At 36.5% G+C, this 24,362-nt stretch carries 22 protein-coding genes, 1 tRNA gene, 3 pseudogenes and 2 riboswitches; of the genes and pseudogenes, 25 read left to right on the plus strand and 1 reads right to left on the minus strand.

Going from position 1 to position 24,362, the window contains the following annotated elements; all coding sequences use genetic code 11:
- The first annotated feature begins 4 nt into the window (after nucleotides 1–4).
- The 5 genes and pseudogenes from trxB to JCM21714_RS06605 all read left to right on the plus strand — a co-directional run bounded on the left by trxB (nucleotide 5) and on the right by JCM21714_RS06605 (nucleotide 4,399).
- Nucleotides 5–955 carry a thioredoxin-disulfide reductase gene (gene trxB, locus JCM21714_RS06580; RefSeq protein WP_035722837.1) on the plus strand — a complete coding sequence of 317 codons (951 nt, stop codon included), beginning with the start codon at nucleotides 5–7 and terminating at the stop codon, nucleotides 953–955.
- 247 nt (nucleotides 956–1,202) lie between these two features.
- A pseudogene (rapZ, locus tag JCM21714_RS06585) lies at nucleotides 1,203–2,086 on the plus strand (RNase adapter RapZ).
- Between the two features lie 4 nt (nucleotides 2,087–2,090).
- Nucleotides 2,091–3,047 carry a gluconeogenesis morphogenetic factor MgfK gene (mgfK, locus tag JCM21714_RS06590; protein ID WP_035722840.1) on the plus strand — a complete coding sequence of 319 codons (957 nt, stop codon included), beginning with the start codon at nucleotides 2,091–2,093 and terminating at the stop codon, nucleotides 3,045–3,047.
- A 45-nt stretch (nucleotides 3,048–3,092) separates the two neighbouring features.
- Nucleotides 3,093–4,040, plus strand: a pseudogene (gene whiA / locus JCM21714_RS06600) (DNA-binding protein WhiA).
- 98 nt (nucleotides 4,041–4,138) lie between these two features.
- Nucleotides 4,139–4,399 carry an HPr family phosphocarrier protein gene (locus JCM21714_RS06605; RefSeq protein ID WP_035722843.1) on the plus strand — a complete coding sequence of 87 codons (261 nt, stop codon included), beginning with the start codon at nucleotides 4,139–4,141 and terminating at the stop codon, nucleotides 4,397–4,399.
- Between the two features lie 698 nt (nucleotides 4,400–5,097).
- Here JCM21714_RS06605 and clpP read toward each other — a convergent pair.
- A complete protein-coding gene (gene clpP, locus JCM21714_RS06610) occupies nucleotides 5,098–5,697 on the minus strand; it encodes an ATP-dependent Clp endopeptidase proteolytic subunit ClpP (RefSeq protein ID WP_035722845.1) in 600 nt (199 codons plus the stop codon).
- A gap of 318 nt (nucleotides 5,698–6,015) precedes the next feature.
- Between clpP and JCM21714_RS19765 the strand changes: the two genes are divergently transcribed.
- From JCM21714_RS19765 to JCM21714_RS06695, 20 genes and pseudogenes are all read left to right on the plus strand, one after another.
- Nucleotides 6,016–6,147, plus strand: coding sequence for an HTH domain-containing protein (locus JCM21714_RS19765; protein ID WP_148294987.1), 132 nt, complete (start codon nucleotides 6,016–6,018; stop codon nucleotides 6,145–6,147).
- A 66-nt stretch (nucleotides 6,148–6,213) separates the two neighbouring features.
- On the plus strand, nucleotides 6,214–7,056 hold the full coding sequence (locus JCM21714_RS19120) for a substrate-binding domain-containing protein (protein ID WP_268748308.1): 843 nt from the start codon (nucleotides 6,214–6,216) through the stop codon (nucleotides 7,054–7,056).
- A 282-nt stretch (nucleotides 7,057–7,338) separates the two neighbouring features.
- On the plus strand, nucleotides 7,339–7,881 hold the full coding sequence (locus JCM21714_RS22855; RefSeq protein WP_158413478.1) for an ABC transporter substrate-binding protein: 543 nt from the start codon (nucleotides 7,339–7,341) through the stop codon (nucleotides 7,879–7,881).
- Entirely contained in the window at nucleotides 7,845–8,570 is a 726-nt protein-coding gene (locus JCM21714_RS19775) for an extracellular solute-binding protein (protein ID WP_148294989.1), read from the plus strand. Before JCM21714_RS22855 ends, JCM21714_RS19775 begins: the two co-directional genes overlap by 37 nt.
- Before the next feature lie 266 nt (nucleotides 8,571–8,836).
- On the plus strand, nucleotides 8,837–10,660 hold the full coding sequence (locus tag JCM21714_RS06625) for a glycoside hydrolase family 31 protein (protein WP_235182654.1): 1,824 nt from the start codon (nucleotides 8,837–8,839) through the stop codon (nucleotides 10,658–10,660).
- A 335-nt stretch (nucleotides 10,661–10,995) separates the two neighbouring features.
- The gene (locus tag JCM21714_RS21045; protein WP_235182655.1) at nucleotides 10,996–11,241 is read left to right on the plus strand and encodes an ABC transporter permease subunit; all 246 of its coding nucleotides are present in this window, start codon (nucleotides 10,996–10,998) and stop codon (nucleotides 11,239–11,241) included.
- A complete protein-coding gene (locus JCM21714_RS21050) occupies nucleotides 11,178–11,465 on the plus strand; it encodes a carbohydrate ABC transporter permease (RefSeq protein ID WP_235182656.1) in 288 nt (95 codons plus the stop codon). The genes JCM21714_RS21045 and JCM21714_RS21050 overlap by 64 nt, the downstream gene beginning before the upstream one ends.
- Before the next feature lie 2 nt (nucleotides 11,466–11,467).
- Nucleotides 11,468–12,292: a carbohydrate ABC transporter permease gene (locus tag JCM21714_RS06635; RefSeq protein ID WP_035722849.1), complete on the plus strand. Its 825-nt coding sequence runs from the start codon at nucleotides 11,468–11,470 to the stop codon at nucleotides 12,290–12,292.
- A 361-nt stretch (nucleotides 12,293–12,653) separates the two neighbouring features.
- Nucleotides 12,654–12,725: transfer RNA gene (locus tag JCM21714_RS06640), tRNA-Arg, on the plus strand.
- Between the two features lie 149 nt (nucleotides 12,726–12,874).
- Nucleotides 12,875–12,990, plus strand: a riboswitch (SAM riboswitch).
- Between the two features lie 75 nt (nucleotides 12,991–13,065).
- Nucleotides 13,066–13,172: riboswitch (SAM riboswitch) on the plus strand.
- 136 nt (nucleotides 13,173–13,308) lie between these two features.
- On the plus strand, nucleotides 13,309–14,685 hold the full coding sequence (locus JCM21714_RS06645) for an O-acetylhomoserine aminocarboxypropyltransferase/cysteine synthase family protein (protein ID WP_439644448.1): 1,377 nt from the start codon (nucleotides 13,309–13,311) through the stop codon (nucleotides 14,683–14,685).
- Nucleotides 14,613–15,068: a CoA-binding protein gene (locus JCM21714_RS24680; protein ID WP_035722851.1), complete on the plus strand. Its 456-nt coding sequence runs from the start codon at nucleotides 14,613–14,615 to the stop codon at nucleotides 15,066–15,068. The genes JCM21714_RS06645 and JCM21714_RS24680 overlap by 73 nt, the downstream gene beginning before the upstream one ends.
- A 31-nt stretch (nucleotides 15,069–15,099) precedes the next feature.
- Entirely contained in the window at nucleotides 15,100–16,104 is a 1,005-nt protein-coding gene (locus JCM21714_RS06655) for an aliphatic sulfonate ABC transporter substrate-binding protein (RefSeq protein ID WP_052000442.1), read from the plus strand.
- Nucleotides 16,105–16,140: 36 nt separating this feature from the next.
- The gene (locus tag JCM21714_RS06660; protein WP_035722852.1) at nucleotides 16,141–17,007 is read left to right on the plus strand and encodes an ABC transporter permease; all 867 of its coding nucleotides are present in this window, start codon (nucleotides 16,141–16,143) and stop codon (nucleotides 17,005–17,007) included.
- Nucleotides 17,008–17,025: 18 nt separating this feature from the next.
- Entirely contained in the window at nucleotides 17,026–17,754 is a 729-nt protein-coding gene (locus JCM21714_RS06665; RefSeq protein WP_035722854.1) for an ABC transporter ATP-binding protein, read from the plus strand.
- A gap of 24 nt (nucleotides 17,755–17,778) precedes the next feature.
- Nucleotides 17,779–19,462: pseudogene (gene acsA / locus JCM21714_RS06670) on the plus strand (acetate--CoA ligase).
- A 114-nt stretch (nucleotides 19,463–19,576) separates the two neighbouring features.
- Nucleotides 19,577–20,542 carry an L-lactate dehydrogenase gene (locus JCM21714_RS06675; RefSeq protein ID WP_035722856.1) on the plus strand — a complete coding sequence of 322 codons (966 nt, stop codon included), beginning with the start codon at nucleotides 19,577–19,579 and terminating at the stop codon, nucleotides 20,540–20,542.
- 88 nt (nucleotides 20,543–20,630) lie between these two features.
- Nucleotides 20,631–20,879, plus strand: a complete 249-nt coding sequence (locus JCM21714_RS06680) for a glutaredoxin family protein (protein ID WP_035722858.1) — start codon at nucleotides 20,631–20,633, stop codon at nucleotides 20,877–20,879.
- A 118-nt stretch (nucleotides 20,880–20,997) separates the two neighbouring features.
- The gene (locus tag JCM21714_RS06685) at nucleotides 20,998–22,020 is read left to right on the plus strand and encodes a sugar-binding transcriptional regulator (protein ID WP_035722860.1); all 1,023 of its coding nucleotides are present in this window, start codon (nucleotides 20,998–21,000) and stop codon (nucleotides 22,018–22,020) included.
- A 47-nt stretch (nucleotides 22,021–22,067) separates the two neighbouring features.
- On the plus strand, nucleotides 22,068–23,075 hold the full coding sequence (gene gap, locus JCM21714_RS06690) for a type I glyceraldehyde-3-phosphate dehydrogenase (protein WP_035722861.1): 1,008 nt from the start codon (nucleotides 22,068–22,070) through the stop codon (nucleotides 23,073–23,075).
- Between the two features lie 100 nt (nucleotides 23,076–23,175).
- Complete coding sequence (locus tag JCM21714_RS06695) at nucleotides 23,176–24,357, plus strand: phosphoglycerate kinase (protein ID WP_035722862.1); 1,182 nt, start codon at nucleotides 23,176–23,178, stop codon at nucleotides 24,355–24,357.
- Nucleotides 24,358–24,362 lie beyond the last annotated feature (5 nt).

The following is a 24,362-nucleotide window of genomic DNA, read 5'->3' on the forward strand; positions in this document are numbered from 1 at the left end:
ACCCATGACAGATGAAAAAATATACGATGTTATTATTGCAGGTGCTGGTCCGGCTGGTTTAACGGCTGCAGTTTACACGTCACGTGCAAATTTAGATACATTAATGCTTGAAAGAGGCATACCTGGTGGTCAAATGGCCAATACGGAAGATGTCGAAAACTATCCAGGTTATGAACATATTCTTGGGCCTGATCTATCGACTAAAATGTTTGAACACTCGAAGAAATTTGGTGCGCAATATGCTTACGGGGATATTAAAGAAGTAATGGATCATGGTGACTATAAAACAGTCATTGCAGGCGCAAAGGAATATAAAACAAAAGCTTTAATTATTACAACAGGTGCCCAATATAAGAAATTAGGCGTACCTGGTGAAGAAGAGCTTAGTGGCCGTGGTGTTTCGTATTGTGCAGTATGTGATGGTGCATTCTTTAAAAATAAAGAATTAATTGTTGTTGGTGGTGGAGACTCTGCAGTCGAAGAAGGCGTCTATCTAACAAGGTTTGCAAAAAAAGTGACAATTGTTCATCGCCGGGATGAACTTCGTGCCCAAAAAATTCTTCAGGATCGAGCCTTTAAGAATGAAAAAATTGAATTTATCTGGAGTACGATCGTAAAATCGATTAATGGAAAAGATGGTAAAGTCGGAAGTGTTACACTTTTTGATAAAAAATCGGATATAGAATATGAACATGAGATAGATGGGACGTTTATTTATGTAGGAATGGTACCCTTAAGTGAGCCATTTAAATCGCTAGGTATTACCAATGAAGAAGGATATATTCCAACAAATGAAAATATGGAAACAAATGTACCAGGTGTTTTTGCTGCAGGAGATATTCGAGATAAAGAATTACGTCAAATTGTTACTGCAACAGGCGATGGAAGTATTGCAGCACAAGCAGCCCAAACATATATTGAGAACTTAAAAGAAACAGTTAGTACACCTAGCTAGTCTTGTAATCATTTCGACATCTACGCGTAAATAGAAATTAACGTGGCTGTAACACGGACGAAATATAAATGCGATACAATGTAATTAACTAATTGACCCCCCTTTTAAATAAATATATAGTTGACGCATAGGTTTCCATACCTATGCCAATTTTTTTTTATGGTAGAGGTTAATGAGTCTGTGTATAATGGTGATATAATGATAAAATACTTATATATAAATGATTGAGGGGGGGAGTGTTTAAACAATGGGGGGGCGACAATCGGAAGAAATTAAATTAGTAATTATTACCGGAATGTCAGGTGCAGGCAAAACTGTAGCGGTTCAGAGCTTTGAAGATTTAGGATATTATTGTGTAGATAACCTTCCACCCGCACTCTTACCAAAATTTCTCGAACTGATGAAGGATGCTACTAATGATATTCAAAAAGTAGCACTGGTAATGGACTTAAGAGGTCGTGAGTTTTTCGAAACTTTGTTTGAAGCATTGGATGCACTAGGGCAAGAAGAGTGGTTAGACGAGCATATTTTATTTTTAGATGCAAATGATCATGTACTAGTTTCACGTTATAAAGAGACAAGACGCTCACATCCACTGGCACAAGATGGATTGCCATTAGAAGGTATCCATGCAGAAAGAAAAATCTTAGATGAATTAAGAGGCGTTCTCAGCATTTTATTGATACTTCTAAGTTAAAGCCAAAAGAATTACGTGAGGAGATTGTTCAGCGTTACAGTAAAAAAGATCAGGAAATTTTCTCTGTCCATGCAGTTTCCTTCGGTTTTAAATATGGATTGCCAATTGATGCCGATTTAGTATTTGATGTCCGTTTTTTACCAAATCCACATTATGTGGAACAAATGCGTCCGTTAACCGGTTTGAATGCTGAAGTATCATCCTATGTTTTTAAATGGTCAGATACACAGAAATTCCTGGAAAAAACAACGGATCTTTTACACTTTTTACTGCCGCAATATAAACGCGAAGGAAAAACCCAGCTAGTAATTGCAATTGGCTGTACGGGTGGTCAACATCGCTCTGTAGCTATTGCAGAACATTTAGCCAAGCAATTTCAAAAAAATTATATTACACATGTCAGTCATCGTGATATTGAGAAACGAAAGGAATAAATAGATGGTAAAGTCAGAGAGAAAAAAAATAGTTGTCATTGGTGGTGGAACAGGTATGCCTGTTTTACTGCGAGGACTAAAGCAACATAGTATTGATTTGTCTGCCATTGTTACCGTTGCTGATGATGGCGGCAGCTCAGGGCGATTACGATCAGAAATGGAAATGCCTGCACCTGGTGATATAAGAAATGTGATTGCTGCCCTATCTGATGTGGAGCCGATGTTAATGGAACTCTTCCAACACCGTTTCACTAAAGGGAACGGCTTGACTGGTCATTCAATGGGAAATTTATTATTAGCCGCCATGACATCTGTAACAGGCGATTTTTATACAGGTATAAAAGAAATCTCCCGCGTGTTAAATGTAAAAGGGAACATTTATCCTATAGCAAATCAAAATATGTTTTTGCATGCAGAATATGAAGATGGCACAATTATTGTAGGGGGGGAATCAAATATTCCAAAAGCTAATAAACGAATAAAACGTGTATTTTTAAAGCCTAATCCTGTTCTGCCATTACCTGAATCAGTAGCAGCTATTCACGATGCAGATCTTGTTGTGATAGCACCAGGCAGTTTATATACGAGCACACTCCCTAATTTAATTGTGCCGCAAATTGGCGAGGCGTTACGTCATACACAAGCTAAAGTTGTCTATGTTTGTAATGTGATGACGCAAGCCGGAGAGACCAATCAATACACTGCAGCTGACCATGTCCAGGCGATCACAGATCATATTGGGACAGATTGCATTCAGGCTATTGTGATGCATAATAAATCGATAGCTCGTGATGTGCAAATGGTTTATGCCGAGGAAAATGCTGAACCTGTTCAATATGATACGGATAAACTGCGAGGTATGGGATTAGAAATCATAGAAGAAGATATTGTGAAAGAATATAATCATTCCTTACGTCATGATACAGATAAGGTAGCGAATGTATTATGCTCATTAATATAACTACGTATAATAAGTATTTTGTAAAAGAGAGGGGGGGGAAGAATGTTGTCTTTTGCAGCCGAAATAAAAAAGGAATTAACAAAAGTAGAAAGTGAATGATTGCTGCCAGCAGTCAGAATTAGCAGCGTTAATCCGTATGAATGGTGCCATTTCTTTTTCGAAAAATCATTATTCATTAGATGTACAAACGGAAAATGCAGCAATTGCCAGAAGAATTTATATTTTGATAAAATCAATTTATAATATTCCAGTTGAATTATTAGTCCGTAAAAAAATGAAACTCAAAAAAATAATGTCTATATTTGTCGTATGAAGGATGGCGTAAAAGACATGTTGCAGGAAATGGAGATTTTGGTAGAGCCATTTCAGTTTATTCAAACCATTTCCTCGAAATATACAAAGAAACAATGTTGTCGAAGAGCATATATCCGCGGAGCATTTTTAGCAGGCGGGTCGGTTAATAATCCAGAAACTTCTTCCTATCACTTAGAAATATATAATTATCATGAGGAACATAATCAATCGTTATGTGACTTGTTAAATGGCTATCAGTTACATGCTAGGATATTGGAACGAAAAAAAGGATTTATTACGTACATTAAAGAAGCTGAAAAGATTACAGAGTTATTAAACTATATTGGTGCACATCAGGCATTGTTTAAGTTTGAGGATGTACGAATCGTCAGAGATATGAGAAACTCTGTTAATCGGCTTGTCAACTGTGAAACAGCAAATCTCAATAAAACGATTGGAGCAGCATTTAGACAAGTTGAAAATATTCGCTTTATTGATAGAACAGTTGGCTTGGAAGCATTACCAGATAAATTGCAGGAAATTGCTAATTTACGAATAGAGCATCAAGAGGTGTCATTAAAAGAATTGGGTGAGATGGTGTCTGGTGGAAAGATCAGTAAATCTGGTATTAATCATCGATTGAAAAAAATTGACCAATTCGCTGAACAGGTTCGTAATGAAGGAGTTCCGGTTAAATAATGATAGGGGGGGAATTTTCCTCCTATCCATATATGAATAAGAAAAGCTGTTATGTAGTAGAATAAAATGTTAGCGCTTACCAAATTGGAGGGAAAATTATGTTGGAGAAAAATGTTGTGGTGGCATTAGATCCGGGTTTACAGGCAAGACCTGCAGCGCAGTTTGTGCAAAAGGCAAACAGTTTCAGCTCAGAAATTTTTATCGAAAAGGATACGAAAAGAATCAATGCAAAAAGTATAATGGGCCTAATGAGCCTTGCTTTGCCAAAGGGAAGCGAGATAAAAATTATTGCGGATGGTCCAGACGATCAGGAGGCATTACACGAATTGATTGAATTTATTAAGGGAAACAAAAAATAAAAATACGACAGGGAAATATCAATTATTTCCCACCGCAAAGCCGAAAGATGTAACGAAATAAGATGCATATAAAGAAGAGAATGTTACTAACTTCTGTGTTAATTTTGAAATGGGGTTCTTGCTTAACAATCGCTTCGGCTTGCCCGCTTCTCTTTCCACGGGTTTTCTCCTCAGCTAACTTTGGCAAGCCAAAGTGGATCTCCGGATAAAAACATCCCGTAGGAGTGAAAGCGGACGCCTACGCTGTTAATTTGCTCTGCAACGGTTATGACTGGTATCTGATGGAACTCTCTAAAAACGTAATAACTTTGTATCGAGATAGGAAGACCGAAATTCTACTACTTACATCCATTGTAGCATCTTATGTAGCGCAGGCGTCCACTTCGACTCCTGGGGGGATCAGCGTGATCTGAAGATCCACTTTGTAAAGTGTCTTTCTTTATAAAGTTAGCTGAAGACACGCCCCCCCTTGGAAAGCGAAGTGGGCAAGCCGGAGCGGGTTGTTAAGCAAATGTTTCCTTTCAAAATCACCACTTTGATCTATAGTTAAACTTATATATTATCTTCTGTTTATGCAATTAAAAAATCCGAACGATAGTGAATTCTTGAAGAATTCGTATTATCGTTCGGATTTCATTTTTATCATATTACTTTTGTTTCAGTATCTTTCATTGCCTAAGAAATTTTAAAATTATTCTTTAATTAAGATCAGATGGTTTCTTTTCCATTACTTTATCGATTAAACCATATTCTTTAGCTCTTTCAGCAGTCATAAAGTTATCACGATCAGTATCTTTTTCGATTACTTCAAGCGGTTGACCAGTACGATCTGCCAGGATTTGATTTAATTTTTTCTTCATTTCAATAATTCGATTAGCGTGGATCTGAATATCTGACGCTTGACCTTGTGTTCCTCCTAGAGGTTGGTGAATTAATACTTCACTGTTAGGTAAAGCATATCGTTTACCTGGTTCACCAGCTGCAAGTAAGAATGAACCCATTGATGCTGCCATTCCCATACAAATAGTAGAAACATTTGGTTTAATAAATTGCATCGTATCATAGATAGCCATACCTGCTGTAATCGATCCGCCTGGTGAATTAATGTAAAGAGAAATATCTTTGTCAGGGTCTTCTGCAGCTAGGAATAATAATTGTGCAACAATACTATTGGCAACATTATCATCAACCTGACTCCCCCCCAGCATAATAATTCTGTCCTTTAATAAGCGTGAATAAATGTCATATGCACGTTCGCCTCTGTTTGTTTGTTCAATGACTGTTGGGATTAAATTCATAAAATAATTCCTCCTTAAACACTTACATATTTATTAGTGATTTAACTAACTAAATTTATCTTAACTGAATGGTCAAAAAAGGTCAAAAGATTTGATTGACTAATTTCATCCTACCCTAAACAATGTTTATTTAAACTATCATACTTAAAAATTCTTATATAAGCAATGATATTTTATTTTTTATAAATAGTTATTGAAAAAATTACATAAACCCCTTACAATGTTAATTAAGCAATAAATATATTTTATTAAAAATGATGAACGTTCCTCATATCATTTTTAAAACAGTACTGAAGAAATGAGAGCTAATGATGAAAAATGGTGAGAAAAATGAAAGTAACGGCTAAAACTATTGCAGAACAATTAAACATATCACCGGCAACAGTAGATCGAGTTATTCATAAAAGAGGTGGGGGTAAGTCCCAAAACAGTAAAGAAAGTTTTAGATAAAGCAAATGAGCTAAATTACAGACCTAATAAATCAGCGAGTTTTCTTGCGAAAAAAAGCATTTACGAATAGCATTTGTCTATCCAGAATATCCTCAATACTTTTGGAAGGAAGTAGAGCGGGGTATAAAACATTCACTTGAAGATATTCAAGATTATGGATTTAATGTTCAATTATTTAAAATTCCCGATAATATCTATAAACAGATAGAAGTAGTAAATGAAATTATTGATTCTAATAAATATGATGGATTAGTAATTTGTCCAAAAGATGGAAACAAGCTAGAAAAAATTATAAATGATAATGTTGAAAAAGGATTTCCTATTTATACATTCAATAATGATTCACCATCAAGCAAAAGATTGTCATATGTAGGAGCGGATTATTTTGATTCGGGAAGTTTAGCAGGCGATTTACTAGAAAAAATGACCAATAGATCAAAGAAATTCGCAATTATTACAGATGAACTTGATACTTCTCAAATGATCCAAAAACGGAAGGGTTTTGAATCCTACCTAAAATCAATTAATTATAGACATCAATTTCAACATATGAAAATCGATCATAATAATATTGAAAACACGCTTTATGAATTGAAAGATAATTTTTCTGAATTAGATGGTATTTATGTTGCTTGTGGAGCTTTATCTGAAGTAGCAAATTTATTGAAAAGCATTGATACAAAGTGTCGTCCTATTTTAGTTGGTCATGATATGAGTCAAGAAATTTATAACTACCTGCAATCTGAAGTAGTAACTGCTACTATTTGCCAAGATCCAGTATTTCAAGGAAGTTTAGCTGTACGAATTCCTTTCAATCACTTAATGCTAGAACAACCTGTTAAAAATGCTGAGCATATAGTTAAATTAGAAATTGTAACAAAAGCAAATGCCAAATATTATCTTCATTAAAGAAGATAATATTAATTCCATAAAATGAGGAACGTTCCTCATTTTATGGAATATGTTCAGATAATAATGAGGAACGTTCCTCATTATAACTAACTGAATTGATTTTGCGATAAGGGGGGGTTGATGTAATAAAAATAGAAGTCTTTTATGTTTGAAATGAAAGCGGAGTCATTGTCTTGATGCTTTATATGTCGATGGAAAAACCAGCCAATGGATTGGTTGAAAAAATGAAAGGAAGTGTAAAAAAATGAAAAAAATGCTATTTTTTTATTTAGTATTGCGTTGATTTTAATTATTTCTGCGTGTGGCGGAGATGATGGATCAATAACGCCAGAAGATAATAATGAAGGAGATTCAGCAGAAGAATCAGAAGGTAAAACAGAAGTATTATTATGGCATCATTATACAAGTTCAGCTGAATTATTAAACAAATTTTTAGAAGAGTTTAATAATTCACAAGAAGACATTGTGGTGAAAAGTGAGTATGTCCCGTTTAGTGAAATGAACCGACAGCTATCAGTAGGGACAGCAGGTGACTCATTACCTGATATGATCTTAGCTGATACAGTGAATAATGTATCAATGGCTTCCATGGGAATATTAGCAGACTTAACAGATCGTATTAATGAATGGGGGGGAGAAGGGGGGGATCAATTTTTGAATGGTCCGATGAATTCCACGGTCTATAAAGACAAAAATTATGGACTTCCACTTACTACTAATTCATTAGGATTATTTTATAACAAGAATTTATTTGAAGAGGCTGGAATCGAAGAACCACCAACTACTTGGGGGGAGAATTGGAAGAAGCTGCTAACAAATTAACAACTGATACTGTTAAAGGATTTGGTTTATCAGCAGTTAAATCGGAAGAATCAACCTTTCAATTTTATCCATTTATTTATTCAGCTGGGGGGGCTTCTTACAAAGAATTAGAAACACCAGAAGCGATTAAATCGTTTGAATTTATAGATGGATTGCTTGAAGAAGGCTACATGAGTCAAGATGTCTTGACTGCGACACAAGATGATCTAACTAGAATGTTTGTCGAAGGCGATTTAGCAATGATGGTTAATGGTCCATGGATGATTGATCGAATTAGTGAAAGTGCAGATTTTGAATATGGTATTACCTATATTCCTAAAGATCAAGAATTTGCATCTGTTACAGGTGGAGATAATGTTTCTATCACAAAAGATGGTAATGTGGATGCAGCATGGGAATTTATGAAATGGTTGTTAGCACCTGAACAAAATGAGAAATTTGCGATGGATACTGGATATTATCCAACTAGAACAGACGTGTTACACGAAGCGGAATATTGGAAAAATGAAGAACTCGTAAAAGAATTTATTCCGATAATGGAAGTTGCTGAAGCACGCGGACCGTCAGCGAATTGGCCAAAAGTTTCAGAGGCAATTCAATTAGCTATTCAAGAAACATTAACAGATACAAAAACAGCAGAACAAGCGTTGACAGATGCTGCAGCAAAAATTAAAGAACTAGAGGAGTAGAAATATGGTTGGGTTATCTTCAAGTAGAAGAAGATAATCCTTTATCAAAAATAAATGGAAAATGAAGGACAGGAGTTTTAGATGATGGAAAGTGTATTTAAAAGAGATAAAAATCGACTAATCCGTGAGTATGATAGTGAAAAATTATGGATAGAACCTTGGGGGGAAAAATAGTCTTCGTGTTCGCTCTACTTATTTAGCAGAAATAGGTATGGAGGATTGGGCTCTTTTACAACCAGAAGAACAGAATGCAGAAATTAATATTGATGAAGAAAAAGCTGCGATTACCAATGGGGGAAATAAAAGCAGAGCTTACTACTGCAGGGAAAATTACATTTTTTAATCAACATGATGAGGTGCTACTACAGGAATATGTTAGGAATCGTAAAAATATAAAAGAATTTTGTAGTGCCTTGAAAGTAGATGCTCGTGAATTTAAATCTAATTTAGGTGGAGATTTTCAATTAACGATGCGGTTTGAATCCAATCCGAATGAAAAGTTATATGGAATGGGACAATATCAGCAACCATATTTAGATTTGAAAAATTGTACCTTAGAACTTGCGCAACGTAATTCTCAAGCTTCTGTTCCTTTTGCATTATCAAGCTTAGGTTATGGTTTTCTTTGGAATAATCCAGCAGTGGGACAGGTTACTTTCGGAAAAAATATTACAGAATGGGTTGCTACATCAACGAAACAACTTGATTTTTGGATAACAGCTGGTGATACTCCTGCTGAAATTGAAGAATCATATGCAAGAGCAACTGGAACCGTTCCAATGATGCCGGATTATGGCATGGGATTTTGGCAATGCAAATTGCGTTACCAAACACAGGAAGAATTGTTAGCGGTTGCTCGTGAATATAAGAGAAGAAATCTGCCAATATCATTAATAGTTATTGATTATTTTCATTGGCCAAAGCAAGGAGATTGGCGATTTGATCTTGACTATTGGCCAGATCCAGATGCAATGGTGCGAGAATTAGATGAAATGGGAATTGAATTAATGGTTTCAATTTGGCCAACGGTGGATAAAAAGAGTGAAAATTATCAAGAGATGTTACAAAAAGGTTATTTAACAAGGACAGAGAAAGGAATTCGTATTACGCATGATTTTCTTGGGAACACAGTATATTTAGATCCGACTAATCCTGGAGCAAGAGATTTTGTTTGGAAAACAGCTAAAAAAAATTACTATGATAAGGGTATTAAAACCTTTTGGCTGGATGAAGCAGAACCTGAATACAATGTCTATGATTTTGAAAATTATCGATATCATCTTGGTTCAAATGCCCAAGTTGGTAATATTTATCCGACTATGTTTTCTAAAGCTTTCTATGACGGTATGACTGATGCAGGACAGGAAAATGTTGTGAATTTAGTTCGTTGTGCCTGGGCTGGAAGTCAACGGTACGGTGCACTTGTATGGTCAGGTGATATTGATTCCAGCTTTGCATCCCTGAGAAATCAATTTAATATCGGTTTGAATATGGGATTAGCGGGCATTCCATGGTGGACGACAGACATTGGAGGGTTTCATGGTGGGGATCCTAATGACCCTGACTTTAGAGAATGTATGATTCGCTGGTTCCAATATGGTGCCTTTTGTCCAGTCTTTAGAATACATGGAGACCGAGAACCACATTCAGAACCATTAGGAACAAGTGGAGGTGGATTATGTCCGAGTGGTGCTGATAATGAAGTTTGGAGTTATGGAGAAGAAGCATATGAAATTTTTAAAAAATATATGTTGATGAGAGAAAGATTACGACCGTACATCACTGAATTAATGAAAGCAGCACATGAAAAAGGAACGCCTTTAATGAGACCGTTATTTTATGACTTTCCAAAGGATAAAGAAGCATGGAATATTGAGGATGCTTATATGTTTGGACCTGACTTATTAGTAGCGCCTGTTCTGCATGAAGGTGCACGTTCCAGAAAAGTATATCTGCCAAAAGGTGCTTCATGGAAGGATGCACACACAAATAAAAGGTATGATGGAGGGCAATATATCGAATGTGATGCACCAATTGATACGATACCATTATTTTTGAAAGATGGTTCAGAGCTTCCTGTTTTAGAGTAATATTTATATGTTTAGAAGGTAAATAGGCGGAAACCTCTTTAAAGGGAGGTTTTCGCTAATAATAAATAAGGAAAGTAGGGTTCTTAATGCTTAAAAATATAAGCAAGAATTTAGAAGGCTATCTGTTTTAAATACATTGGTTTACACGGTAGGGAGTGTATTTTTTCAAATTATTATCGGCTTTTTCTTAGCGATGTTTTTTAGTATGAAGTTTAAATTGGCCGGTTTTTTAAGAGGATTAATGATGATCAGTTGGCTTATACCATTAACAGTAACCGCTCTGCTTTTTAAATTTATGATGGGGATCAAATGCAGGAATTTTTAATCAAATGTTAATGTCAGCAAATCTTATTGATAATCCAATCGGCTGGCTTTCGAGTCCCGAAATTGCACTATGGAGCGTAATTATAGCAAATATTTGGGTAGGTATTCCATTCAATATGCTTTTACTTTCAACAGGGTTAAGCAGTCTCCCTCAAGATGTGTATGAAAGTGCAAGTCTAGATGGGGGGGCAAATTGGTTTCAAAAATTATTTTATATTACCTTACCATGCTACGCCCAGTTATTATGGTTGTATTGATGCTTGGTTTTATTTATACTTTTAAAGTTTTTGACATCGTATACGTAATGACAGGTGTGGGACCTATTAATTCAACAGAAGTTCTTTCCACGCTTGCTTTCCGCTATTCGTTCACTGACTTTCAATTTAACTTAGGAGCAGCAACTGCGAATATCTTATTTGTTATCCTATTATTAATTAGCTTAGTCTATTTACGAATGATTAAAAAGGATGAGGTGATTTAGAGATGAATAAAAGAAAAGAGTGGATGAAAAATTTACTTGGAGTCATATTAGTTGCTGTATTTTTATTTCCGGTATATTGGATGATTATTACTGCATTTAAAACACAAACTGAAATCTTTCAATCACCACCAACTTTTTTCCCTAAGGAGTTTCAAATTAGTAGTTTTATCACAATTCTTCAAGGGGGGGATATAACACAATATTTTATGAATAGTGTGATTATTTCTAGCCTGGCAACATTGTTAGTATTATTACTTGCGGTTCCATCAGCTTATGGGTTAGCAAGGTTTAAAATACGAGGAATTAAAACCATGCTATTGATTTACCTTGTTACTCAGATGTTACCGGCTACTGTAGTCTTAACACCATTATTTATTGTGTTTAATAATCTGAACTTGTTGAATAGTTATTGGGGGGGTCCAGTATTAGCTACCTCAACATTAGGAATTCCATTCTCAGTATTACTGTTACGAACCTTCTTTATTGGAATTCCAAAAGAGCTTGAAGAAGCAGCAAAAATAGACGGTTGTAGCAGATTACGTGCTTTTCTTCAAGTAATTATTCCTATTTCTATACCTAGTATTGTAGTTTGTGGAGCAATATCTTTTTTCTTTGCGTGGGGTGATTTAATTTATAGTATTACCTTTAATCGAAATCAAGATCTATGGCCTCTTACAGCAGGCATTTACAATGCGATAGGTCGCTATGGTATTGAATGGAACAATTTAATGTCATTTGCTACAATTTCTGTTATACCTGTTATCATTATTTTTATCCTTTTACAAAAACATTTAGTGGAAGGTTTGGTTAGTGGGTCTGTAAAATAAGCAAATAAGCAAGAGTATGCAACATAACATTGATTTATCAGGTTACTAAACGTCTGTAAACTCCTGCTGATCATAGTCACACTTTATTGTTTAGTAATTTTCATATTTATGAAAGGTATAATAACCGCTTTGACTTGTCCAATTTCTTTTTCACAGGTTTTTATCTTCAGTTAAATATATCAAGCAAAAAACCAATTGATAAATTTGATCTTCTGATAAAAAAATCTAAAGGAGTCGAAGCGGACACCCTCGTTGTTTGGATTGCTCTAAAACAGTTATGAGCCGTATCATATTCGATTATTAAAAATAATTGATTTTAATTAGATGATTCGGTATAATAAAAGTCGTTGCAATTAAATATGCGCTCGTAGCTCAGGGATAGAGCAATGGTTTCCGGTGCCATGTGGCGGGGGTTCAATTCCCTCCGAGCGCGTTATTAAAACTAAGCTGGCTTAACTGGCTTAGTTTTTTATTACCAGCTAATTTTATAATTTTCAGAAAATATATTGACATTACACATCTGTCGTGCTAAAGTTAGCTATATCAAAAACAAAAGCGAGTAAAGCACTCGGAATTATATAATTCTTATCCAGAGAGGTGGAGGGACTGGCCCTTTGAAACCTCGGCAACCATTAAACAGATTCTTGTTTAATATAGGTGCTAATTCCACTAAGCAGAATAGCTTAGATAGATAAGAGAGCAAAACCAGAATCTTAAGTCTCTCTATCTCAGATTAGAGGGACTTTTTTGATTGTGAAAATTATAATGCAACACTCTTATCAAGAGAGGCGGAGGGACTGGCCCGACGATGCCCAGCAACCATTAGGCAATTGCTTAAAAGGTGCTAAATCCTGCAGGAGTATATCCTGGAAGATAAGAGGAAGTCTTTGAAATAGTAAAGCCTTCTTCTAATGGAGAAGGCTTTTTATTTATTTAAATTTATTAAAGCTTGGGGAGGCAAATAAAAATGACAGATTTTAAACGTTCAACTTATGATCCAGAAACAATCCACTTGCATGGGGGGTCAAGCGCCAGATCCGACAACGGGTTCACGTGCTGTACCAATTTATCAAACTACATCCTATGTTTTCCATGATACAGAACATGCCGAAAGATTATTTGCATTAGATGAGCCAGGTAATATTTACTCTCGAATTGGTAACCCTACAGTAGATGTTTTTGAGAAAAGGTTAGCACTGCTGGAAGATGGGGGGGTTGCGGCTGTTGCGACTGCATCAGGTATGTCAGCTATTACACTCTCAATCTTAAATCTGGCAAGTGCTGGTGATGAAATCGTAGCAGGGGGGGTTAATTTGTATGGTGGAACTTATAACTTATTTAACGTAACCCTACCGCGCTATGGCATTAAAGTGAAATTTGTCGATCCAACCGATCCAGAAAATTTTAAAGCAGCGATTACCGATCAAACAAAAGCAGTATATGGAGAAATTATTGGCAATCCTGGATTACAAGTATTAGACGTAGAAAAAGTATCTGAAATTGCACATGATGCAGGGATTCCATTAATTGTTGATAATACCTTTGCGACACCGTTTGGATGCAAACCGATTATACTTGGAGCAGATATTGTCGTACATTCAGCGACAAAATGGATCGGTGGCCATGGTACTTCGATTGGAGGAATTATTATCGATGGTGGTCGATTTAATTGGAATTCCGAAAAGTATCCAGCTTTTACAGAACCAGATCCAAGCTATAACGGGATTCGATATGCAGTTGATTTTGGCACGTTAGCTTTTATTACAAAAGTTCGTGTGCAATTATTAAGAGATTTTGGTGCTGCGTTAAGTCCATTCAATGCATTCCAGCTTATTCAAGGTTTAGAAACGTTGCACTTACGAATCGAAAGACATAACCAAAATGCCCAGGAGCTTGCGGAATACTTAGAAGATCATGAAGCTGTAGACTGGGTAAGATATCCAGGATTAGAAAGTCATCCATCACATGATCTGGCAAAACGTATTCTGAATAATGGTTTCGGTTCAATCATTGTTTTTGGAATAAAAGGTGGAAAAGATGCAGGACGTAAGTTAATTAACAATGTTGCATTATGGTCTCATGTTGCCAATGTTGGTGATGCGAAATCATTAATTATTCATCCGGCTTCAACCACACATCAACAACTAACAAAAGAAGAACTAAAAACAACTGGAGTTACCGAAGAATTGGTTCGGTTATCTGTTGGGATTGAATCAATTCGTGATATAAAAAATGACCTGGAACAAGCAATTGTAAAAGCGACAGGAATTGGTGAAGACAAACAACAACAAATTATCGTTAATGATGAAGGTATAATTAAATGGGCATTAAATTCCCCCCATATGAACGCTATACAGAAAATGGCGAAGAAAAAACAAGACAAAAAACGATAGCTGTCGTTGGTTTAAGTGGAAAAGAAGCAAGACCAAGCTATCGACTTGCCAGAAAAATGCAACGCTTAGGTTATAAGATCATACCGGTAAATCCGCGTGAAACTGAAATATTAGGAGAAAAAGCGTATCCGGATTTGAAAAGTGTTCCGGTAGCTATCGATATTGTTCAAGTATTCCGTAGTCCGGATGCGGCAATTGAAATTGCTAAAGAAGCAGTTGAAGTAAAACCAAAAGTATTCTGGCTCCAAGAAGGGGGGGTAGTGTCACCAAAAGCGGAAGAAGTAGCTTTAGAAGGTGGTTTACAAGTAGTTCATAATCGCTGTACGTATAAAGAAGCACAACGTTTAAGAGGAACCATTTCCACATATGCTTGTGAAATTTAATAGAAATTAAACGTATTAGGGGGACATTAAAATGAAAAGAGCATCATTAATTAATTTGAGAAGTCTTGTAACAATTGCGGTATTTGGAATCATTGTATTATTTGCGGTTGGTTGTTCATCAGACACAGAAGCGGAAGGAATACCATCAGAAATCCGCTTAGATTATGCTTATTATTCACCAACAAGTATTGTATTAAGAGAATTTGAGTGGGCAGAAGAAGCATTTAAAGAAGAAGGCATCAAGGTAGAATGGACACTAAGTCAAGGTAGTAACAAAGCGATTGAGTATTTAAACAGTAACAGTGTGGACTTTGGCTCTACAGCAGGTGCGGCGGCACTAATAGCTGAGTCTAATGATGTACCGTTAGAAAACGTCTATGTCTATTCTCAGCCGGAATGGACCGCGTTGGTAACTAATGAAGGTTCAGGTATTGAAAAAATTGAAGATTTAAATGGTAAGAAAGTTGCGGCAACACTTGGCACGGATCCATACATCTTCCTAGTTAGAGCTTTAGATTCTGTCGGCATGACAATAGACGATATTGAGTTAGTAAATCTTCAACACGCAGATGGCGGAAATGCACTTGTGAATGGCGATGTCGATGCATGGGCAGGTCTTGATCCTCACATGGCTAAACATGAGCTAGAGTCAGGTACGGAGTTATTTTTCAGAAACATTGATTTAAATACGTATGGTTTCTTAAATGTTCGTGAGGAATTTGCTGAGAATCATCCTGAATATGTAGAAAAAGTAATCGAGTTATATGAGCGAGCTCGTAACTGGGTGTTAGAAAACCCTGAAGAAGCTGCTGAGTTATTGGCAGAAGAAGCAGGTATCAGTACAGAAGTTGCCAACATTCAATTGGTAGAAAGAACGATTCTTGATAATCCTGTACCAGGTGAAACACATGTTGAGGCAATTATTGCTGCCGGAAATGTCTTACAACAAGCAGGCGATCTTGAAGAAGAAGACGATGTCGAAGCTTTAGCAAATGAATTGATTAATCCGGAATATGCAGAAAAAGTGATTGAATAGTTATTAAGTAAAGTAATATAGGAGGGGGGGCAAACCATGACAGAGCAGCAAAATAGTACAGCAGCTGGATATGCTAGTCCGGCGCAAGCAAAAGTAAAATTAGATGAGAAAAAAGATTCGCTGAAAAAGAATAAAGGATCCTTATTACAAACTGTTTTATACGGGAGTATTATTCCAGTTGCGTTAATCGTATTATGGGAGCTACTAAGTCGTGCTGGTATTGTCCCTACCAATCAACTTCCAGCTCCAACCACGATATTGGATAAAATCATTAGTTTGGGTCAGGATGGATCATTATGGGGCCATATTTGGATTACAACGTATCGCGTATTTGCCGGCTTCATTATTGGTACGATAGCTGCAATCGTTTTAGGATCCATCGTTGGCTTTTATAAAATAGCAGAACAGTTATTTGATCCGATGATTCAAGCATTTCGTTCGATTCCATCGTTAGCATGGGTACCATTATTTATTCTGTGGATGGGTATCGGTGAAACATCAAAAATTGTGATGATCGCTGTTGGGGGGGTATTTTTCCCTGTCTATTTAAATATTGTCAGTGGAATATTAGGAGTAGACCGAAAATTAATCGAAGTAGGAAAAATGTACGGCTTAAAAACCTTTCAACTTGTGAAACGCATTATTCTTCCAGCATCATTACCTTCCTTCTTAGTAGGAATGCGTAGTGGTTTAGGACTTGGGTGGATGTTTGTCGTTGCCGCCGAGTTAATGGGCGCTAGTCAAGGTCTTGGTTTCTTGCTCGTATTCGGACAGAATATGTCAAGCCCGGAAACGATTTTAGCGAGTATTATCCTGTTTGCTATTATTGGGAAGCTCTCAGACTGGATATTAAAACAAGTAGAAGTTCGTTCCTTGCACTGGCAGGATCGCTTAGAGAAATAGAAAGGGGGGGCATATACAATGAGCTTAGCATTAAGAAATGTCAGTCGTACATTTAATGGCACTACTGCTGTAAAAGGCGTTAATTTAGAAGTGGAGCCGGGAGAAATAATCGGTTTGCTTGGTACAAGTGGATGTGGGAAAAGTACCCTATTAAGAGCAATCTCTGGCTTAGATCCGGAATATGATGGTGAAATTGAAATTAATGGTAACGTATCGAGAGAAATTCAAGATACAGCAAGCTTTATTTTTCAGGAACCAAGATTATTGCCATGGTTAAATGTGTTAGATAATGTGACATTTGGATTGACAGGTAAACGTAAAGACAAGGAAAACAAAGCTATTGATTACCTGGAAAGTGTCGGTCTTAGTGATAAAGATGCTCTCTATCCTCGTGAATTATCTGGAGGAATGGCGCAACGTGTTGCCATCGCTAGAGCGCTTGTTACGTCTCCTGAAATATTGTTACTAGATGAACCATTTAGTGCACTTGATGCTTTTACAAAAATGCAATTACAGGATTTGTTACTCGATGTTTGGAAGAAGTATCAATCCACTATCGTTATGGTAACGCATGATATCGACGAAGCAATGTACCTTTGTGATCGTGTCGTAATTTTAAAGGGTCAACCTGGTGAGGTCGAGAGAGAAATTAGAATTGAACAAAAACGTCCAAGAGATCGTGGCAGTGAATATTTAGCACATTTAAAATCGGAAATTTTAGATTGTTTAGATTTAAACAAGAAATAAACAGTCTTCAAGGGGGATAATTGCATGGCGCAAGTAACGACATCACATATAGAAAAAATAGAAGGTAACTACAATCTTGCTAACTATGAAACCGTTCGTGAAAATTTTGACTGGGCTGACGCTAAGAAGCTATTAGCTGCAGCGAAGACTGGTAAAATTAATGCAGCATATGAAACGATAGATCGTCATGTTGATGACGGCTATGGAGATAAAATAGCTTTACATTACATTAATGAGGACGAGAAAAAGTCCTATACGTTTCAACAAGTGAAAGATAAAACAGATCATTATGCTAGAATATTAAAAGAACAAGGTGTGAAAAAAGGGGGGGACCGTGTTTTTATTTTTCTTCCTAAGACTCCAGAATGTTATATCGCTATATTAGCTGCGATTAAGGTGGGCGCAATTGCCGGACCATTGTTTGAAGCATTTATGGAAGATGCGATTCGTGATCGTATCAATGACTGCCAAGGGACATTATTAATAACCGATCAAGAGCTGGTAAAACGTGTACCACAACAAGATATTCCAACGCTTAAGACGATTCTATTTGTAGAAGATATCGAACAACAGCCATTACAACCGGTGGATGGCGATCCATTTGTAGAATGGGTCGATTGGGAAGATGGTTTAATTATTCATTATACAAGTGGTTCCACCGGAAAGCCAAAAGGTGTCTTACACGCTCATCGTGCGGTCCAGCACCATATCGTGACTGGAAAATGGGTATTGGATATTAAAGAAGACGATGTCTACTGGTGTACCTCACATCCAGGATGGGTGACGGGAAGTGTTTATGGTCTCTTTGCGCCATTATTAAATCGAGCAACTGTTGTGATTCAGGGCGGACGCTTTAGTGCAGAAAATTGGTATTCGTTAATCGAAGAATTAGGTGTTACCATCTGGTACAGTGCTCCAACTGCTTTTCGGATGTTGTTATCAAAAGGAGATCTCTATAAAGATTATGATCTTTCTTCGATCCGGCATGTGTTAAGTGTTGGTGAACCCCCTCAACCCAGAAGTAATCCAATGGGCATGGAATCGTTTAGGTGTACGAATTCATGATACATGGTGGATGACGGAGACAGGCGGACACCTTATCGTTAACCTTCCAGCAGAAAAAATCAAACCAGGCTCAATGGGCAGACCTTTTCCGGGAATAAAGATTGGCATCCTGGATGACGATGGTAACGAATTACCACATGGTGAAATCGGCCAATTAGCAGTAAGAACGCCATGGCCGGGACTAATGAAGGAAATTTGGGGCAATAAAGATAAGTTTAAAACCTATTTCCAATTTGAAGGCTGGTATATTTCAGGAGATCTGGCTTTACAGGATGAAGAAGGTTATGTCTTCTTTCAAGGTCGTAATGATGATATGATAAATTCCGCTGGGGGGGAGCGAATTGGACCTTTTGAAGTGGAAAGTAAATTAATTGAACATCCTGCTGTTGAGGAAGCTGGGGTAATTGGTAAGCCAGATCCATTACGTGGAGAATTGGTGAAAGCATTTATTACATTAAGAAATGGCTACAAAGAATCAAAGGAATTAGTAGAAGAAATTCGCTTGTTTGTCCGCAAAAATTTATCGGCCCATGCTGCACCCAGAGAAATAGAGGTGTTGGATGAATTACCAAAGACAAAAATTAGTGGAAAGATTTTACGTAGAGAATTAAAAGCACTGGAAATAGAGCGGTCTAAAGAATGATTGTTCAATCGTTCACATAATTGTTATAAAAAACTGCATATATGTATATTACTTCATTATAAAATAGGATATAGTATAACTATATCCTATTTTTATTGGAAGGATTGATAAACAATGGTAAATCACAAAACAAAATTACGAAAAGTAGTGATTATCGGAACCGGATTAGTCGGCACAAGTTATGCGTATGCGTTACTTAACCAAGGTGTTGTAAATGAACTGGTATTAATTGATATTAACAAAGATAGAGCAGATGGAGAAGTACGTGATTTGAATCATGGGATGGCCTTTGGTAATCCAATGAGTATTAAAACAGGAGATTATGAAGAATGTCACAATGCTGATTTAGTTGTGATCACTGCAGGCATTCCGCAAAAGCCTGGCGAAACGAGACTAGATTTAGTAAGTAAAAACGCTAAAGTGTTCGAGGGTATTATCCGAAAAATCATGGATGTAGACTTTCAGGGAATATTCTTAGTTGCTTCTAATCCAGTCGATATTCTGACACATTTAACGAGAGAGATTTCAGGCTTGCCGAAAGAAAGAGTAATTGGGTCTGGAACAATTCTTGATACCGCCCGTTTCCGGTATTTACTAGGAGAACATTTTCGAATTGATACCCGCAACATCCATGGCTATATTATTGGTGAACACGGTGATTCAGAACTTCCGGTATGGAGCCATGTGCAAATTGGTGGTATACCATTAAGTCAATATGCAGGAATAGACGATTTCTACAAACATAAAGATATGCAGCAGATTTTTGAAAATGTTCGCGACGCAGCCTATCATATTATTGAGAGAAAGGGTGCCACGTATTATGGCATTGGTTTAGGATTAGTCCGTTTAACGAAGGCGATCTTAAACAACGAAAATGCGATTTTAACGATATCCGCACATTTAGATGGCCAGTATGGATTACATGACGTCTATATAGGCGTTCCTGCATTGTTAAATGAGAATGGTGTTCGTGAAGTGTTAGAACTTGATCTGACAGAAATGGAATTAAGTCAGTTGCATAAATCGGCAGCAATTCTTCAGGAAATGATTGATACAGGTATGAAGGCTATTAAAAATTAACATTTGTTTTAAGTGATAAATCTGTCTAACCGCTGTTTATCGTTAGGCAGATTTATCATGTTATCGCAAAAATTAAAAGGAGTCTGGAATGAAATTAATACTTTATGGAAAAGATAATTGTAGTCTTTGTGATCAAGCGATGGTAATCTTAGAGTTACTCCAGCAAGACTATTCATTTGAATTTGATACGATAAATATTTATAATGATGAAGAGTTATTAGAAAAATACCATCTGATGATACCAGTAATTACATATCGCGATACGATTATTGATAAGGGATTAGTCGACATGGAAACCATCGAAAATTATCTAAAATCAAAAAATCCTCGAAAATAGTTGAGAGAACTCTGAGATTTTGGTATAATTCTCTATGGAAGTTATTTTTTGTTCTGAGTGGGACGGAATGCGACTAGGAGGGACAAATATTTCCCGGTTATAAAAGGAGCGTTTCCGATTGAAGGAATTATTAGATATTCAAGAAAAATTATTCCCCGATTTGCTTGATGTCATGCAGAAAAGATATAAAATATTACATTACATACAAATGATGCAGCCAATTGGACGTCGTAGTTTAGCCGATAACATCAAGCTGAAAGAACGTGTGGTTCGCAGTGAGATAGACTTTTTGAGTAAGAACGGTTTTATTATGGTAACAGCAAAGGGCATGCAGTTAACAACAGATGGGGGGGAGCAGATTATCGAAAGATTATCTGCATTTATGAATGAAATTTCCGAATTTCGTGTTTTAGAATCACAAATTAAGGATAAATTACAGTTGGAGCGTGTCATTATTATTTCAGGTAATAGTGATGAGCATCTATCTGTTAAGAAAGATTTAGGTAAAGCATGTATACAGTATTTAACTTCCATCTTAATTTCCAATCAAACGATCGCTGTTACTGGTGGAACCACAATGGCAGAAGTAGCCAGCCAAATGAAACCTTCAGAACATGCTGTGAATTGCACATTTGTTCCCGCCAGAGGCGGTTTAGGTGAACAAGTGGAAAATCAGGCTAATACAATCTGTGCTCAAATGGCTAAACGGGCAAATGGTAACTACCGAATGTTATATGTTCCTGATCCATTGAGTGAAGATACCTATGATACGATTATTGAAGAACCAGCAATAAAAGATATTTTAGACATCATTCATGATGCTAATATTGTGCTTCATAGTATTGGTGATGCTGTTACGATGGCAAAACGGCGGAAAGCCTCTGACGCTGTTCTTGGAAAATTAATAAATGGAAATGCTGTAAGCGAAGCATTTGGATATTACTTGGATGAACAAGGTAATGTCGTTCATAAGGTAAAAACGGTTGGTTTGCAATTAGAGGAATTAGAAAGAGCACGATATATTATTGCAGTAGCAGGAGGAACCTCCAAGGCTAAAGCAATTCAATCATACTTTAGGCAAGGTAAAAGTAATGTATTGATTACGGATGAAGCAGCAGCAAAAGAGTTATTAAAGGGCTAGTCCCTTTAAATATAAATTTAAAGCATATTTATAAGGAGGAATTAAGCATGACAGTAAAAGTAGGAATTAATGGTTTTGGCCGTATTGGTCGTAACGTTTTTCGTCAAGCTTTAAAAAATGATGAGGTAGAAGTAGTAGCAGTTAACGATTTAACTGATGCGAATATGCTTGCACACTTACTAAAATATGACTCTGTGCACGGAATTTTGGAAGAAGAAGTTACTGTAAACGGTGATGCACTTGTAGTAGGTGGAAAAGAAGTAAAAGTACTTTCTGAGCGTGACCCAGCTAATCTTCCTTGGGGCGACCTTGGTGTTGAAATTGTTGTAGAATCAACTGGTATTTTTGTGAAACATGCTGACGCATCTAAACATATTGATGCAGGAGCTAAAAAAGTTATTATTTCTGCGCCATCTCCAGATGCAGATGTTACTCTAGTAAAAGGTGTTAACGATGATAAATATGATGCAGCAAGTCATCATGTTATTTCAAATGCATCTTGTACAACAAACTGTATAGCGCCATTTGTAAAAGTATTAAATGATAAATTTGGTTTAAACCATGGTTTAATGACAACTATTCACTCTTATACAAATGATCAACAAATCTTAGACTTACCACATAAAGATTATCGTCGTGCTCGTGCAGCAGCTGAAAATATTATTCCAACAAGCACTGGAGCTGCAAAAGTAGTTGGACTAGTATTACCAGAATTAGATGGTAAATTAAATGGTAATGCAGTACGTGTTCCAACTCCAGATGGTTCACTTGTTGACCTTGTAGCACAACTTAACAAAGATGTTACAGTTGATGAAGTAAATGCAGTACTTAAAGAAGCTGCTGAAGGTGACCTTAAAGGTATCCTTGATTACTCTGAAGAGCCATTAGTATCAAAAGATTATATTGGAAATTCACATTCTTCTATTATTGATGGTCTTTCTACAATGGTAATGGAAGGAAATATGGTAAAAGTAGTATCTTGGTATGACAATGAAATTGGATATTCTACTCGTTGTGTAGACTTAGCAGTTTTCTTCAAAAACCAAGGACTGTAATAGCTTAACAAGTTGAAAGGGGAAGGGGGGGAATGATTTCTCCTTCCTTTTTTCTGTATAGATGATTCACTAGTAATAAATAGCACAAGGAGGTTGTACAATGAACAAACAAACGATCAAAGATATTGACGTAAAAGGCAAAAAAGTATTTTGTCGAGTAGATTTTAATGTTCCGATGAAAGACGGTGAAGTGCGTGATGATACACGTATTAAAGCAGCTTTGCCAACGATTAAGTATTTATCAGAACAAGGAGCAAAGGTAATATTAGCCAGTCACCTTGGACGACCTGATGGAGAAGTAGTAGAGGAACTTCGTATGGATGCTGTTGCTAAACGTCTTAGTGATCTTATCGGACAATCTGTTGTCAAAACGGATCATGTTTATGGCGACGAAGTAAATCAAGCAGTAAGTCAATTAGCGGAAGGCGATCTTTTATTAATTGAGAATGTTCGATTTGAAGCAGGAGAAACTAAAAATGATCCACAACTCGCTAAAGAATTTGCAAATTTAGCAGAATTCTATGTAAATGATGCGTTTGGTGCTGCTCACCGTGCACATGCTTCAACTGCTGGTATAGCAGAATATCTTCCATCTGCAGCAGGTTTCTTATTAGAAAAAGAATTAGATGTATTAGGCAAAGCATTATCAGATCCTGACCGACCGTTTACTGCGATCATCGGTGGCGCAAAAGTTAAAGATAAGATTGGTGTCATTGATAATTTATTAGAAAAAGTCGATAATTTACTTATCGGTGGCGGTCTTGCATATACCTTCTTAAAGGCTCTTGGTCACGAAGTTGGTAACTCTTTACTGGAAGAAGATAAAATAGATTTAGCAAAAGAATTTATGCAAAAAGCTAAAGATAAAGGTGTTAACTTGGTACTGCCTGTTGATGTAATTGTAGCGGATGACTTTTCAAGTGATGCTAATACGCAAGAAGTTACAATTGATCAAATTCCAGCTGATTTAGAAGCATTAGATATCGGTCCAAAAACACGTGAAAAATTCGCGCAAATCGTATCAGATTCTAAGCTTGTTATTTGGAATGGTCCTATGGGTGTATTTGAATTAGAAGTATTTGCCAATGGGACAAAAGCCGTTGCAGATGCATTAGGTAAAACAGAAGGTTATACTGTTATTGGTGGTGGTGATTCAGCAGCAGCTGTTGAAAAATTTGGATATGCTGATCAAATGGATCACATCTCAACTGGTGGCGGTGCTTCCCTAGAGTTTATGGAAGGTAAAGAACTGCCAGGTGTTAGTGTATTAACAGATAAGTAATAAAG

Origin of the sequence: Gracilibacillus boraciitolerans JCM 21714 (genome assembly GCF_000521485.1) — a bacterium.
GTDB lineage: Bacteria > Bacillota > Bacilli > Bacillales > Amphibacillaceae > Gracilibacillus > Gracilibacillus boraciitolerans.

Coding starts and splice junctions, on each gene's coding strand:
- trxB (WP_035722837.1), top strand. CDS start 5: ATGACAGATGAAAAAATATACGATGTTATTATTGCAGGTGCTGGTCCG.
- mgfK (WP_035722840.1), top strand. CDS start 2,091: ATGGTAAAGTCAGAGAGAAAAAAAATAGTTGTCATTGGTGGTGGAACA.
- JCM21714_RS06605 (WP_035722843.1), top strand. CDS start 4,139: ATGTTGGAGAAAAATGTTGTGGTGGCATTAGATCCGGGTTTACAGGCA.
- clpP (WP_035722845.1), bottom strand. CDS start 5,697: ATGAATTTAATCCCAACAGTCATTGAACAAACAAACAGAGGCGAACGT.
- JCM21714_RS19765 (WP_148294987.1), top strand. CDS start 6,016: ATGGTGAGAAAAATGAAAGTAACGGCTAAAACTATTGCAGAACAATTA.
- JCM21714_RS06625 (WP_235182654.1), top strand. CDS start 8,837: ATGAAGAAAAAGCTGCGATTACCAATGGGGGAAATAAAAGCAGAGCTT.
- JCM21714_RS21045 (WP_235182655.1), top strand. CDS start 10,996: ATGTCAGCAAATCTTATTGATAATCCAATCGGCTGGCTTTCGAGTCCC.
- JCM21714_RS06635 (WP_035722849.1), top strand. CDS start 11,468: ATGAATAAAAGAAAAGAGTGGATGAAAAATTTACTTGGAGTCATATTA.
- JCM21714_RS06645 (WP_439644448.1), top strand. CDS start 13,309: ATGGGGGGTCAAGCGCCAGATCCGACAACGGGTTCACGTGCTGTACCA.
- JCM21714_RS24680 (WP_035722851.1), top strand. CDS start 14,613: ATGGGCATTAAATTCCCCCCATATGAACGCTATACAGAAAATGGCGAA.
- JCM21714_RS06655 (WP_052000442.1), top strand. CDS start 15,100: ATGAAAAGAGCATCATTAATTAATTTGAGAAGTCTTGTAACAATTGCG.
- JCM21714_RS06660 (WP_035722852.1), top strand. CDS start 16,141: ATGACAGAGCAGCAAAATAGTACAGCAGCTGGATATGCTAGTCCGGCG.
- JCM21714_RS06665 (WP_035722854.1), top strand. CDS start 17,026: ATGAGCTTAGCATTAAGAAATGTCAGTCGTACATTTAATGGCACTACT.
- JCM21714_RS06675 (WP_035722856.1), top strand. CDS start 19,577: ATGGTAAATCACAAAACAAAATTACGAAAAGTAGTGATTATCGGAACC.
- JCM21714_RS06680 (WP_035722858.1), top strand. CDS start 20,631: ATGAAATTAATACTTTATGGAAAAGATAATTGTAGTCTTTGTGATCAA.
- gap (WP_035722861.1), top strand. CDS start 22,068: ATGACAGTAAAAGTAGGAATTAATGGTTTTGGCCGTATTGGTCGTAAC.
- JCM21714_RS06695 (WP_035722862.1), top strand. CDS start 23,176: ATGAACAAACAAACGATCAAAGATATTGACGTAAAAGGCAAAAAAGTA.